The organism is Thermoactinomyces sp. CICC 10522, from assembly GCF_016055075.1.
Lineage (GTDB): Bacteria > Bacillota > Bacilli > Thermoactinomycetales > Thermoactinomycetaceae > Thermoactinomyces_A > Thermoactinomyces_A daqus.
Genome location: NZ_JAECVY010000030.1, coordinates 1 through 13,794 on the forward strand (window position 1 = coordinate 1; position 13,794 = coordinate 13,794).

13 protein-coding genes are annotated in these 13,794 nt (G+C 46.7%); 11 read left to right on the plus strand and 2 right to left on the minus strand.

Features of this window, described 5'->3' with window-relative positions; all coding sequences use genetic code 11:
* The 3 genes from I8U18_RS16875 to I8U18_RS16885 all read left to right on the plus strand — a co-directional run.
* Window positions 1-103: helix-turn-helix domain-containing protein (locus tag I8U18_RS16875; RefSeq protein WP_198065117.1), on the plus strand; the 103-nt coding region annotated here is incomplete at its 5' end.
* A 236-nt stretch (window positions 104-339) separates the two neighbouring features.
* Window positions 340-1,293: an ABC transporter permease subunit gene (locus tag I8U18_RS16880; protein WP_370589427.1), complete on the plus strand. Its 954-nt coding sequence runs from the start codon at window positions 340-342 to the stop codon at window positions 1,291-1,293.
* Window positions 1,286-2,230, plus strand: coding sequence for an ABC transporter permease subunit (locus tag I8U18_RS16885; protein ID WP_198065119.1), 945 nt, complete (start codon window positions 1,286-1,288; stop codon window positions 2,228-2,230). The genes I8U18_RS16880 and I8U18_RS16885 overlap by 8 nt, the downstream gene beginning before the upstream one ends.
* 174 nt (window positions 2,231-2,404) lie before the next feature.
* On the opposite strand, the gene I8U18_RS16890 is transcribed toward I8U18_RS16885, so the two are convergent.
* Together I8U18_RS16890 and I8U18_RS16895 are read right to left on the minus strand one after the other, a co-directional pair.
* Complete coding sequence (locus I8U18_RS16890; RefSeq protein ID WP_198056296.1) at window positions 2,405-2,821, minus strand: DUF1259 domain-containing protein; 417 nt, start codon at window positions 2,819-2,821, stop codon at window positions 2,405-2,407.
* A 324-nt stretch (window positions 2,822-3,145) separates the two neighbouring features.
* Window positions 3,146-3,817 (minus strand): SOS response-associated peptidase, encoded by a 672-nt coding sequence (locus I8U18_RS16895; protein ID WP_198056297.1) that lies wholly within the window; start codon window positions 3,815-3,817, stop codon window positions 3,146-3,148.
* Window positions 3,818-4,216: 399 nt separating this feature from the next.
* Between I8U18_RS16895 and I8U18_RS16900 the strand changes: the two genes are divergently transcribed.
* From I8U18_RS16900 to cmr4, 8 genes are all read left to right on the plus strand, one after another.
* Window positions 4,217-6,577 carry a radical SAM protein gene (locus I8U18_RS16900; protein WP_198065120.1) on the plus strand — a complete coding sequence of 787 codons (2,361 nt, stop codon included), beginning with the start codon at window positions 4,217-4,219 and terminating at the stop codon, window positions 6,575-6,577.
* Window positions 6,578-6,688: 111 nt separating this feature from the next.
* Window positions 6,689-6,817, plus strand: a complete 129-nt coding sequence (locus I8U18_RS18085; protein WP_255518432.1) for a hypothetical protein — start codon at window positions 6,689-6,691, stop codon at window positions 6,815-6,817.
* 60 nt (window positions 6,818-6,877) lie between these two features.
* Window positions 6,878-8,170: a macrolide family glycosyltransferase gene (locus I8U18_RS16905; RefSeq protein WP_198065121.1), complete on the plus strand. Its 1,293-nt coding sequence runs from the start codon at window positions 6,878-6,880 to the stop codon at window positions 8,168-8,170.
* A 34-nt stretch (window positions 8,171-8,204) separates the two neighbouring features.
* Window positions 8,205-8,921 carry a nucleotidyltransferase family protein gene (locus I8U18_RS16910; RefSeq protein ID WP_198059656.1) on the plus strand — a complete coding sequence of 239 codons (717 nt, stop codon included), beginning with the start codon at window positions 8,205-8,207 and terminating at the stop codon, window positions 8,919-8,921.
* Between the two features lie 452 nt (window positions 8,922-9,373).
* Window positions 9,374-10,351: a type III-B CRISPR module RAMP protein Cmr1 gene (cmr1, locus tag I8U18_RS16915; protein WP_198056301.1), complete on the plus strand. Its 978-nt coding sequence runs from the start codon at window positions 9,374-9,376 to the stop codon at window positions 10,349-10,351.
* Window positions 10,348-12,225 carry a type III-B CRISPR-associated protein Cas10/Cmr2 gene (gene cas10, locus I8U18_RS16920; RefSeq protein WP_198065122.1) on the plus strand — a complete coding sequence of 626 codons (1,878 nt, stop codon included), beginning with the start codon at window positions 10,348-10,350 and terminating at the stop codon, window positions 12,223-12,225. The genes cmr1 and cas10 overlap by 4 nt, the downstream gene beginning before the upstream one ends.
* Window positions 12,222-13,412: a type III-B CRISPR module-associated Cmr3 family protein gene (locus I8U18_RS16925; protein WP_198059654.1), complete on the plus strand. Its 1,191-nt coding sequence runs from the start codon at window positions 12,222-12,224 to the stop codon at window positions 13,410-13,412. The genes cas10 and I8U18_RS16925 overlap by 4 nt, the downstream gene beginning before the upstream one ends.
* Complete coding sequence (gene cmr4, locus I8U18_RS16930; protein WP_198065123.1) at window positions 13,409-13,744, plus strand: type III-B CRISPR module RAMP protein Cmr4; 336 nt, start codon at window positions 13,409-13,411, stop codon at window positions 13,742-13,744. Before I8U18_RS16925 ends, cmr4 begins: the two co-directional genes overlap by 4 nt.
* The last annotated feature ends 50 nt before the right edge of the window (window positions 13,745-13,794 follow it).

Genomic DNA, 13,794 nt, shown 5'->3' on the forward strand with positions numbered 1-13,794 from the left:
TTTGCAAAAGGTACGCATCAGTAACGTCATGCAAAAGTTGAATGTGAAAGGACGGTCCCAAGCCGTAGTGGAGTTGGTAAGATTGGGCGAATTAAAGATCTAGTCTGTATGTGACCCTGCCGCATTTGCAAAGAAGGCAGGGGTTTTTGTTTTGGGAAAAAGGTCGACTGGATTAATGATTTCAGTACAAAGACCAGATGGACGGATTTTTGCAAATCAATGAAGAGGAAGCCTAAGTCATGCGGAAGATCTTCGATTGGTATACAAAGACGGGTGGGGTTCTAAGCGGATAACCAGCGAATTTCGGATCGCTGAACATGGCTTACACTGTTGCTATTAGTGTTTGCCGTTCTGGTTATTGTTGCATTGCCCCAATTTATTGACATGTTAATATTTGGCTCCAGCCACGATGCCATACTGGGCCAATCAACAGGTAAAATTTCTCCGTCCCAAGCCTTCGCCTCGATGTTTAGCAAGATTGCCAACTATATCGGAGGGATTCCGAGCGGAAAAAGCTTCACCTATCAGGCTTATCTCTACTATAACTCCAATTCGCACGAACAGGTAACAGAGACGCGCAATTTTTTCACCGATACACGATCCTTTATGGTCTTTTCAGCAGTCAATATGGTTTCAACCAGTCTGCTCGCCCTGCTGTCAGGAACATTCCTTGGTCTTTTCCTGGCTCGTTCCGGCATCTTGATCCGGACACTTCTGGAATTTATGGCGATCATTCCGGATTTTGCCGCAGCAATTTCCCTCCAACTTCTGGTTGTGTTTATCTTCCAGCAGACCGGCTGGCTGGTGGCAGAGGTGAATACAACCGTTTTTGGCACCGCTTATCTGTTGCCCTTTCTGACTTTATGTTATTTGCCTTTTACATATATGATGCGGATGGTCGCCCTTCAAGGGTACAAAGTTTTGACAGAAGACTATATTTTGACAGCCAAGTCCAAGGGGCTGAAAAAATGGACGATCTACGCCCGGCATGTACTCCGGAACGTTTTGCCCGTGATCAAAGCGGATTTGTTCCGGATCGCCTCGATCATGACCGGAAACCTGATCGTGATTGAATATCTGTTTAACTCCCCGGGTATCACACGCTTCCTGATCCCCAGTCTGGACCGGAATTTGGAATTGAAAACAGCCCTGGTTTATCAAAAGCCGAATCTGTTTAATCAATATCCGGTCATGGTGAATTCACTATGGAGTTTGATCCTGATCTTTTTCATCACCTATGGCTCCATGCGTTTAGCCATGTTCGGATTGGAACGGGGGTTCGCCAATGACTAAGCCTGCCCACGAAAAAATATACCTTTGGAGCGGCCTGATTTTCCTGACAATCTTTGCTGTGATGGCGATCATCGGACCTTTTGTTGCCCCCTACTCGCCGAAATGGGAAAAACCGCTCGATTTCAAAGGTTCGACTCCGATCACCGCCCCCTCCCCTCCGGATCATGAAAACTGGTTTGGTAAAGATCAAAGGGGACGAGACTTTTTTTCGTTAATGCTTTACGGCTTAAGGCAAACGCTGGGCTTCGTCGTCATCGTTTCTCTGGTGCGTGTGACCATAGGGGGAGGGATTGGCGTTTGGATTGGAATGGCCGAAAAAGGGGAAAGAGCGAAGTTCCGATTTTTCAAGAGAAAAAAACATTCTTCAATGACCGGTTTCATGGGAAGTATCCCGACCATCATTTTGCTGATCATTTTGCTCTCCGCCCCGACCAAGTATTTTTCCTACTGGGTATTGGTCTTTGTACAAGGTTTCATCCTGGTATTCTTCGGAGTTTTCCCCGTGGCATCCACCATTGCCGAACAGACACGGCAACTTGCCGGTCGCCTCTCTGTGTTGGTTTCCAGAGTAATGGGCGCATCCAAAAGCTGGTTGATTCGCAAACATATTTTGCCGATGTTGAAGGAAACGTTCATGATCCTCTTTGTTCAGGACCTGATCTTAGTGCTAAACATACTTGGTCAACTCAGCCTGTTCAAGATTTTTTTGGGCGGCACAGAAATAAAAGCGTATAATGCCGAAGAGCTCAAGTATTATTCCAAAAGTTTCGAATGGGTCGGACTGATCGGGCAAAACAAGGATTGGGCGATGTCTCACCCATATTTGGCCTGGATTCCGCTTTTGGCTTATTTTCTGCTTCTATTGTCGTTTTTTTTGGATTTGAAAGGATTGGAAGCCCGATTTCAGCGGATGTACAACCGATATCCGTATCTTTGATCATTGCCGAATTTCTGTCGAGATGAGGGTGGGGATTTATGTAAAAGAATAAGCGACCTTGATACAGGGCCGCTCATTGATTGCAAATTCCAGGGGGATTTGATTTTTATGCCGCTGTTTCTGCCATGCCCATACGTCACTTATGGAGGCAGGAGGGGCAAGATCGCGGCGTCCCTAACCTAAAAATGCAATGGATTCTTTCGTTTTCCTGGCAAATGCGATGGGATTATCTATCGCTTGCCAATGGATGTACATGATACGAGGATTTTCAAACAACCAGTGATTATGAAGTGCCGTGACTGTAATGCCTCGTTTTTGAAGATTGGAGATTAATCGATTGGCCTGGTTCTGAAAAAGCCCTGTCTCACCCAAACAGAGCGCCCGGCCTGATCGATCAAGCGATTCAAATGAAAAGAGTTGAAAACGAACCAAAGGTGATTGCGAACGTCTTCCAAAGATTGTCGCATTCAGCTTCCTGGGCCTGCTGACAAAACAGACCGGGCCTTCAACGATTTCATGTTCACCTCCCAAAATTCTGGCAAATTGATCACAAAGCCTTCTAAATTGCGGAGTTACCTTTACTTGTGCCATTACCAAACCTCCTTTCGCATTTCGGAAATATTATATGGCCCCTCGGAATGAAGAGATTGTATGAGTATCTATGACTCGTCGCTTTGGATCTTTTCACGTCGGTCAAGTATATGAAGCACTTGACCGGCAAATCCGACGAACAGAAACGGTGAAGAGAGGGCCGTTCGTTCATGCCCGAAATATGAGAGAAAAAGAAAAACGGCGAAAAGGGGGAAAGCCTTAAATCATGTGGTTGGAGTTTCAGAACAATAGTTTTAGAAATAAACAAGTAAAGGTATATGTAAACGACCCGCCATGCCCCTTACGAAAAAAAACTCCCAATCCTCAGGGAGTTTCCTTTAAAGGCTCAATAATGGCAGGATGATCATTTTTGGGGGAATTCACCAGTGTGGATACGGCATAGGACTCCATTTCCCCGGAAGGGTAGGGTAAGAGCAGGGATTTCAGGTATTCGGTATCCGTGGAATCGGGGTTCAGCCATAAGTCATAAGCGTCTTCCGGTAAGATCACCGGCATTCGATCATGAACGTCTTTGGTCAGGTCATTTGGTGTTGTTGTGATAATGGTGCAGGAAAACAGCGTGTTTTCTCCTTTGCTCCAACGATCCCAGACGCCGGCGAAGGCAAACGGTTCGCGATTTTTTAATTGAAAGCGAAAGGGTTTCTTCTGAGCTCCTTCTTTTTTCCATTCATAGAAGCCGTCAGCCAGGATTAAACAGCGTTTTCTTTGGAAGGAATGCCTGTATGAAGGTTTTTCATGAATGGTTTCGGCCCGGGCGTTGATCATTTTGTATCCGATTTTGTGATCTTTTGCCCAGAATGGGACCAATCCCCATCGCATTGGTTTGCCGACCCGATTCGCTTCTTCTTGAACTACGGTAAGGATGGTTTGACCGGGGGCGATGTTGTATCGGGGTTGCATTTCATCAGCAAAGATAAACTGAAACTTCTCTTTTAATGTTGTTAAATCCGTCGATAATGAAAAACGGCCGCACATCTAAAAAAACCCCCTGTATCACCATTTTGACTTCTTTTTCATTATATCATTCCTTCAGACCACACGATTTGCTTGGAAGAGTGACCAAAAATTCTTCCATGACCTTTCAACTTTTGTTTATCATCAGTGGACACCTTTGACTTTTTCATGAGGAGAAGAGGCTCGGTAAAATAAGCCGCCCGCCAGCTGAGGAGGCAAGATCGCCGATATGTTTACAGAATAATCTGAAATGTATATAATTAAAACAAAAATATTTCAACAAAAATTGAAAAGAGAAGTTTGATAATGGCAGCAAAGCTGATGATTGATTCCGTGATCGTCAGCTTTTGAAATGACCGTGCTGTAAAGGCAATGCTTGAAGTTCATGGAGACCGGCTCATATGCAAGGAGGGGGAAATAGTGCAAAAATGGGTAAAGTCTCAAATTGCGTTTGTTTATATGAATGTAAAAGCAAACCGGTTCCTTGAGGCGGATTACCAGCTGGATCTCGGTTATATAAGAGCATTTTTAAGAAAAAACGACATAGGAAGTGTTCAATATATACAAGATGAACTGTTGTCACTGATGGAGGTGGTTGATGAAATTATCTCTTTGGGAAACGAAAATATAGTATTTTACGTTGATGACCGTAACTTTCGCATATCCAGAATCATATCGGATGAAGTCAAAAAGATGGAGAAGTCCTTCAGAGTGGTATGGATTGGACCCGCTGCTGCCAAACATGCAAATATTTTGTTTGAGGAGACTCTGATTGATATTGTGATAACAGAGAATTATGAGCGGAATATACTTAAATTGCTGGAAGAGAATTTTGAGTTGCGGTACAGTTTGCCAGGCGTTTACGCCCGAAGTGATCAGTCGATCGGTGCAAAAGTTGCAGACAGAAAAGAGGAAATATCGGAAAACGGAAATCTGCCGTCACCGTACATCCATCGAATCATCCCTGTGGAAAAGGCTTTCGACTTGGGGATATTTGTCATTCGAGATGAGGCCGAGGGAACCCGGAAGGTCATGCGGATGCCGGACAGTATTATGGAAGAGCTGGATTTTATATCAGTAAACAGCGATGCACAAGACAGACGATTGATGCTTCGTGCTGAAAACCTGCTCTGTTATCCCTGCCTTGACGAATTGCTGAGTTTACTGACCAAACGGGCATACCGTTTTCCCCTTGCTTGCAGGATTGCTTTTTTCAACTTGACTGAAGACATCTTGAACAGGTTGGTCTGTGCGGGAATGAAGCATATGGAAATCACCATAAACGGTCCTGCAAATTTAGAACGGCTGAACAATCGGATTCAAATCTTAAAGGAACTTTCAGCGGAATCTCCTTTAAAAATTTCCTTTCAGATTGATGTTAATGGTTTCAAGGATAAAAAAGTTGCCGAAGATATTGTCAAAACGATTTTGGACAGCAATATTCCCCTGGCCGGAAGCATCCGGTTTTTAAATCGTTCCATTGAAGAGAACGCTGTAACGGAAAAGAAGCCCATTTCCGGTGCATTGGAGAGCTTTATGGTTGGGTTGCACGGAAACGACTCTGATCTGCGGGGGCCAGAAAGTGAGCAACTTCTCATCGACCGATACATGTCTTACATTACCGGAATTTACCGCAAAGAAAATCCGAATGGATATGCAAAGCTGATCGGTATTGCGAAACCTTGCTTAAACAAAGATGAAATGTCAGAGTTAAGTGAACTCGTCTCTGTGAACAATACCTTCATTTTCGAGAATGACGGTGTTGTCAAGCGGGAAAATGGCACGTTTGACAGGATCATAGATCAGGCCGGGAAGGCGGGCTTGTACCTGAGTCACATTTATAATGCGGTTCATGACGGGAAAAGAAATTGCATCCATTTACAGCTTGACGATTATTGCAGGAGTGAGCCTTTGACGATAAAGCAGGGGTTTTACAGAGACGCAGACTTCGATGATGCTGAAGAGTTCCGGGTATTGGAAATCGGATGCGAGGAGGACTTGGAGGCGTTTCTGGCGGATGTGGATTATTTCATAAACACGGGAACATTTGCAAAAGGGTATTTGGTTCAAAGCTATATCACAGATTCATGCAGATGGATGGGAGCGTTTCAGTGTCAGATGCATAAATTGCAGCGCTTCCGGTTGAACCGTGAAAATGAAATCATACCTTGCAGAAGCTGCAAGACCAAGATCGGCTCTCTGGGGGATATGCAATTCGATCTTCTTCAGAAATCCTGTGTTTTGGTGGAACAGGAGATCCGGAATCGCAACTGCGCTTCATGCGAAGTATCGGATGAATGCTCCAAATGTGTGATGCTTCCTGAATTCATGAGCGTTGACCAGTACTGCCGGATCAGGCGAGAACGGCCATATATAAGCTGTTATATGAATACGATGAATACACTGAGAGACTTGAAGCGGCATTCACAGCTGTTTAAAAATACTTCGGTAAAAGATATCAAGATTTCGAACAAGTATTTTTCCCATTACCTGCCCAATTCAATCCCGGGGGGAGAGAGAAGCTGTTTTGATGACTCCATATATATGTTTTCGGTAAGGGATGTTCCCGTGATATTTCATCCTGCGTCAGGGAAGATCCTGAAAATGTCAGCCCACCTTGCTGAAATAACGGAAGCAATGATCAAGGGAATCACGGTCGAAAATCTCAAGATTCATTTGATGAAGAAGTTTGGATTGGGTCATGAGGCTGCAGTTAAATCCATTGAACAGGCGGCAGAATTATTCACACAAGCAGGCCTGTTAAGAAAGGCTGTCATATAATCCCGCTTTTGAGCCAATAGCAACTTCGCCCGTGAGGCAACCGCGATACACATGCCCCCCGTCCCCAAGAGTCTTTGGCCGGAGATCATTCAACGGAGGAGAGGGTTTCCCATGACTGAGAAAAGCTTGACTCTCGAACTGGAAGAGATTGAGACATGTGAAGAATTGCAGGAGGATACAGAGGATCAGGCTGTTAACAACGGTTCCCTTCAGATTGTCCACATGCTGTATGCCAAGTGATTTCATGGTTTCCATCCCCCGCGTCCTGAAGATGTGATTGCATAAAGGAGCAGAGGAATGATGTCTAAAGTTGTTTTTTTCACATTGCCCCATTTTGGACATGTCAATCCGAATCTCGGGTTAATCAGTGAATTGGTTGCAAGAGGTGAAAGTATTGTATGCTATTCGGGAGAACAGTACCGTGGAGTGATAGAGAGCACCGGGGCTGTGTTCCGGGCATTCAGCATCAACTGCGAAGGTGTTTTTATGCGTCATTCCAGCTTGGTACGCGAACTTTTCACCACCGATACAGTGGAAGAAAAAATCAGGTTGCTGCTTTCATTCAGTGAACTCAATCTCAAATTTAACAGGGCGGTACATTTGAAATATTTTGATGAGGTGATGGAGGAAAAGCCGGATTATATCCTCTATGACAGCTATGCTTTTTGGGGAAAGACCATTGCGCAGAGACTAGGCATACCCGCCGTCTGCTGTGAATCAGCCTTGGTGGTTCCCAGTTCGTTAATGAAGACAGACATAGATTATATTTTGAAATATGTACTTGAATTTACGGATGAAGAGATTGAAGGAGTGAGCAGAGATGAAATATCAAGGCAAATAAACTGGCAATTCAGGAGAATTGATAAAAAGTACAATATAAAGGGATTTAATGTATTTGATTACTACGCCTCTGATCAGCTTAATATCGTTTACATCACCAAAGAATTGCAGCCCTTCAGCGAACATGTGGACGAGCGATACCGGTATGTCGGATTTGAGGTTTTTAAAGCCGGAAATCAAGATGCTTCTCCGTTGACAAAAAAAAGAAACCGGCCTCTCATCTACATATCGAGAGGAACGATGTTGTACGAACGCGATTTTATGCAATTTTACGAGATCTGCACAGAGGCTTTTGGAGGTTCTGACATGCAGGTGCTGCTGACCACCGGGGGCAACATAGACGAAGGCAGGTTTGCAAAAGCTCCGGAAAATATAACGGTTAAAGGGTTCGTGCCTCAACTGGAAGTGTTGTCAAAAGCAGATCTGTTTATCACGCATGGCGGGCTAAGCGGCGTCAGGGAAGCTCTTTATTACAATGTCCCGATGATTTTATGTCCCCATAGCGCTCATCATTTACAGGTTTCCAGGCAGATCGAAAGTTTGGGTGCGGGGATTTTCCTGAAGCACAACGAGATCAATGCAGATCGCCTGAAGGATGCGGTGAACAGGGTCTTAAGCGATGCCAATTATAAAAACAATGCCGCGCGTCTGGGCCGTTCGCTGAGGGCGGCCGGCGGGGCGGTCAAAGCGGCGGAAGAAATCTTCAAAATGAAGGACAACGGCTGGGAAACAAAAGGGGCATCATGCATTTGACTTTAAGTCCTTCCGGCAAAAGAGGTGGGCGTTTTTGAAAGCGTTGATTTTAGCGGCTGGGAAGGGAAAACGGTTGAATGATCTGTGCAAAGACAAAAATAAGTGTATGACAGAGGTAAAAGGCAAACCGATCATCGAACATATTTTTGAAAATTTGCATAAAATCGGCTGTATTGATGAATATGTTGTTGTAGTGGGTTACAAGGCTGAAAGCATCGCCGGGCATTTTGGAAGCAGCTTTAAAGGAGGAAAAATTCAATATGTTTATCAGCCTGAACTAAACGGGGTTGTCAGTGCAATCGAATGTGCCCGGCCCATGTTGGAAAAACATGATTTTTTGCTTCATCTCGGAGATGAATATATGTTCAATCCGAAACACAGTGAAATGATTGACCGTTTTCATGCTGGCAATTATTTTGCCTTGCTGGGGACACTGACGGTTGATAACCGGGAATTGATAAAAAAGACATACTCCATACAATGCAATGAGCATGATCGTGTAACCCTGCTTGTCGAAAAGCCGCTCCATCCCTTCAACAATTTGATGGGAACCGGCAATATTGTTTTTAATAATGGAATTTTCGATTATATAAATGAAACACCGGTTAATCCCATCAGGGGTGAAAAAGAACTCGTTGATTTAATTCAAGTTGCTGTAAATAAAAATAAAAAGGTCGGCATCTTTGAAGTGGCAGAGGATTATATCAATTTAAACACGGTGGATGAGTTTAGGGCCATATCATGTTTATAGTGTTAAGGGGCTGAAAATCCTGCCGGTCTCCTGTGTTTTGGAAACGGAGATTTGGCAGGATTTAAATTTCTACTGCTTCGTCTTATTGAATTTTTTATTTGTATAACTTAGAGAAAGATCGATAAAGGGTTTTGTTGTTTTTTGTAGAATAAATTTGTTGTTTTAATTTCTTTTTCAGGGAGAAGGAGGGGATGAAACGGAGGTTTCTGTCAGTCGCCGTTTGGAGAACAAGCGGAGGCCAAGGTTGAAATTGCGATTTTTCCCCGTATTGGCGGTTTTCTTATTTTTGTTATTCTCTTTATCATTTATGCGAAAGAGTGGATTGGAAAAGAGGAAAAAGATTTCGTAAGCAAATATAATTGGACTTTATTTGCCAACACACCGGCAATTTTGTTTGGACACATTTTCACCTGCGTATATGCAACGATACTGAATGAAAGGAGGGGCAGCCGGTGACCCTTGCCAGGATCAAAGCAAAGTTCAAGGAAGTGACCCCGCTTAATTTGCACGGGGCGTATTCCAATGAAACAGAGTTGCGCATCCCTTCCATCAAAGGAGCATTGAGATATTGGTATCGGGCGGCCTGTCCCGGTTATCAGACATCGATTTATCATGACATCACCAATGAAGAGTGGCTGTTTGGCGGGGCCAGGGGAAAGGCGGGGCAATCCGCTTTCTTGATGAGAATGGCGAAGAAGTCAAAGGATCGGTTTAATCGCATGGAGTTTGAACTGGAATTTCTCCTGCGCCCTCTTCCGGCCGATAAGGTCACGCCGGATTGGAAGGGACTTCTGTCCAGCATCTGGCTGCTCGGTCATCTGGGCGGGCTGGGTTCACGCATCCGGCGCGGGTATGGGACAATCGCCCTGGAGCAGTGGGATGTCGAGGGGAATCAAGCGATAAGAGAGATGATGAAGGAATTGCCCATCGCCCACGGGGCAACATCGCAGGCGGAATGGGAACAGCTGCTAATGAAGGGTTGGCAACGGATTTTGAAAGACGGATATCGCGGGACGAAAGCGAAACAGAAACATCTCATACTGGATTCCCAATCCGCCCTGTACATAGACCGCAATGGGACGGACAAAGAAGAGATTGCGCTGTATAACGGGATCAGCCTGATCCAGGAGTTTCGTTCTGATCACCCAAGGGACGGGATGATATTCGGAGCACCGATGAAAACAGCGGGAGGGAAGATCGTGCCGAAAGGGTTCAATCGATTGCCTTCCTTGATCTGGCTGCGGGTGTTCCGGATTGGCAATCGGTATTACCCTGCCTTTTTGTTCTTGTCGTCCTCGTGTTTCCCGCATTTGGAGAGGCAAATCTCGAAGAAAAAGAGACAACCGTATCCAATGGATGCAGATCGGGCCATCCAAGTTTTTAAGGAACGGTTGAAAAAAGAGAACCGATACCGGGAGGTGTGGGGATGAACAGGGAATTTCATTTTTCAATCGGCCCGGTACAGGGATTTGTTGCCCAGTCCCGGCGCTCTCGCGATTTGTTGGCCAGCTCTTTTCTTCTCTCCTATCTGGCCGGTTATGCGATGGCCGATGTGATGGCCCAAGGCGGGCAGATTGTTTTTCCAAAAGTGGCAGAAGATCCAATGATGTTGGCAATCAACCAGGTGATGCGGAACGGCAAAGCAGACAAGGGACCATGGATCGGTTCACTGCCCAACCGTTTCAAAGCTTCTGTCCCTGACCATTTTGATCCCAAACAGTGTGAAGCGGCGGTTCATCATGCATGGGAAAAGATCGCGGATGCGGTTTGGAAGAAAACCGTGGGCAATGTAAAAGATTGCGGGTTTGATACTGAGACGATTTGGAATCGCCAAGTGAAAAACTGGTGGGAGATTACATGGGTGATGGCAGAAGATCCGCGTTTTCTGGATTACCGCAAATATTGGCGAAATTATATTCCTGCGGACGAACCCGGAGACAAATGCACTTTGCTTCCCCGTTTGCAAGAGTTGTCAGGTTATGTTCGTGCCAAGCAGCGAGAGAATCAGAATAAGTTTTGGAATAAATTGAGGGAATTCCTGGGCAAGCAGTATTCGTTGGAGCTTCAGGAGAAAGAACGGTTGAGTGCCATCGGTATGATCAAACGCTTTTTTCCCCATGTGGCAGAAGAGGCAATCGGATGGCCGTGGCCGGATGAAGCGATTCACTTTCCGTCAGTGTCGTACATGGCGGCGCATCCCGGATTGATGAAGGCATTGGAGGTTTGCCCGGAAAAGGCAGAAAGTTATGCTGTCGAGGCGAGAAAGCACAAAGAGATTTATCCCGTTCCTTTGGGAAAACATTTTCCGGCCCTGCAGAAGAAAGCCAAAGAAGCAGGGGCCGAAACATTGATCAGGATTAGTGCCAACGCGTTTTATCCGAATGAATTGGAACAGATTGAATCCGAGGAGAGGCGCAGGCATTTACAAAACCGATTGGCTGATTTGACAAAAGAGATGGGTGAACCTTTTGGTTCGTATTATGCGCTCCTGTTGATGGACGGAGACCAATTGGGCAACTTGTTGAAACATTGCGCAGAAAGAGGGGATGAACCCAAAATCAGCGATGCATTGTCTCTTTTCTGCGACGGTTTGGAGGAATTGGTGCGCGAACATGAGGGAGTCACCATTTATGCCGGCGGAGATGATGTGATGGCATTGTTCCCTATGGATCGGGCCTTGCCTGCAGCGGCGGCGTTGGTTCAAAAGTACCGGAACTCTTTTCGTCACGTGTTTTCCGGGCAGCAAGAAATTTGGGAGAAGGCCACTTGTTCCACATCGATCCTCTTCGCGCACAGGAAAACGCCGCTGAAAGATATTTTGCAGGAGGGACACCGCCTGCTCGATGATGTGGCCAAGGATGGAACGGGGCGGGACAGTTTGGCGGTCGCCGTTTGGAAAAGCTCCGGAGTGACGCTGACTTGGTCTGCTCCCTGGAATACCGTCATCCGGGATGAATCGGGGACAACAGTGATGGATGAGATCATCCAAACATTGCAAGGAGAGGAAAACGGGATATTCTCCGGCAGTTTTTTATACAAATTGCAATCCGTTTACGAGTCTATGCCATCGCTCGGTGAGCAGCACCGGGAAAAAGTGAAACGTCTCATCACCGCCGATTATGTACGGATGACCGGCATAAACGACAAAATGTCCAAAGAAGCAATGGAGGAACGGATTGGGCAGTTGCTCCAAGTCTGCTTTGCAACCAAACGCAAAGGGAGAGAGATCGTGGTGACGGACGAGTTTCGGGCGGACGGGGCATTACTCGCAAAGTTTCTGGCACAGAAAGGGATTGAAGAATGAACAGATGGATATGGGCATTTCGGGCGTTGGACACGTTTTTTTTCCGGGACGGCACTCCGTTCCACGCTGAAGAGCCGGGAGTGGCGCCGCAAGGAGTTTTCCCTCCGCCCATTTTCACGCTGCAAGGGGCGATTCGTGCGGCGATGGCCCATTGGAAGAGTGGATGGGCTCCCGGGAAGGATTGGCCGGAAGAGCTGGGAAAATCTGAGGAAAAGGGACTTACGGAAGCGGAGAAACGGCGGAGGTGGGCGATGCCGGACGATTTGGGGCAACTTCGTCTTGTGGGTCCTTATCTCCGCATCAATGGAAAAAAATTTTATCCCGCACCGCTCATTTTGATCGGAAGAAAAAAGCAGGAAGAGATGAAGGCGGATTGGGAACTCACCCGTTTGGTGCCCGACTGTTTCGTCCATGCGAGCGATCTGGGAAAAGACGTATTTTTTCCGGTTCCCGAGAAGATCATCCCAAATGGCCGGTTGGTGGAAGGATGGTTGGACAGGGAAGGGATGGAAGCCGTGTTGAGTGGGAAGGTTCCCGCTGCTGCCGGCTCGATCCTTTTGCCTGAAGAGAAATGGAAACCGGAGCGCCGGGTGGGCATCAAGCGGAACAGACAAACCCGGACGGCCGAGCAAAGCTATCTCTATACTTTGACCCATGTGCGTCCGGATCGGGAGGTGGAGGTGGTTGTCGAGGTGTCCGGTCTGGGAGAGAAATGGCAGCCGACGGGTGCGCAAGTCATCCCTTTGGGCGGAGAAGGGCGGCTGGCTGAGGTGACGGTGGAGTCAGCAAAAGGAGATTCTGATTTCCCGCGCATGCCCGATTCATTCTCCGTTCAGGGTGACACCTTGCGCTTTACCGTTTCTTTGCTCACCCCGGCCAGATATGTCGACATGGAACAAGCGGTTCGCCATGGTCCGCCAGAGATCCGGGCTGCCTTGGAATCCGCCCGCTGTGTTTCGGCCAGTATCGGAAAGGCGATTCAGGTGGGCGGCTGGAATGTGAAGGTGAATTGGCCGCGGACATTGCTTTCCTTTCTCCCGGCGGGAAGTACCTGGTTTTATGAAGCGCCGCTGCGGGAGTCGGCCAAGCTGTTTGAGTTGCACGGGACTTTGACGGGAGAACTTCAATCATATGGCCTGGGGCAGATTGTGATCGGAACTTGGAATAAAGGAGGAGAATCAATATGAAAGGATACATGTTGGGCATGTTGGCAGAGACACCGATTCATCCGGGGGCAGGACAAGTGTACAGTGTGATCGATCTGCCGGTCGCGCGGGAGAGGACCACTCATTATCCGATGATTCCCGGTTCAAGTTTGAAAGGAGCTTTACGTGACAAATTGGAAGAGGAAATGACCGGACAGGATCATCGTCTGAAACAACTGTTCGGGAAGCAAGATCAGGCCGGGGCGTTCAGTGTGACCGATGCCCGCCTTTTGCTGTTGCCGGTTCGTTCGCTCACCGGGCATTATTGTTACCGCCGGTCTATAATTGACCCAGGATCGCCGAAAAAGAATTGACCCACTCCCGTCGAATAATCCCCTTCGAACGAAACCGCTACATTTCTTCG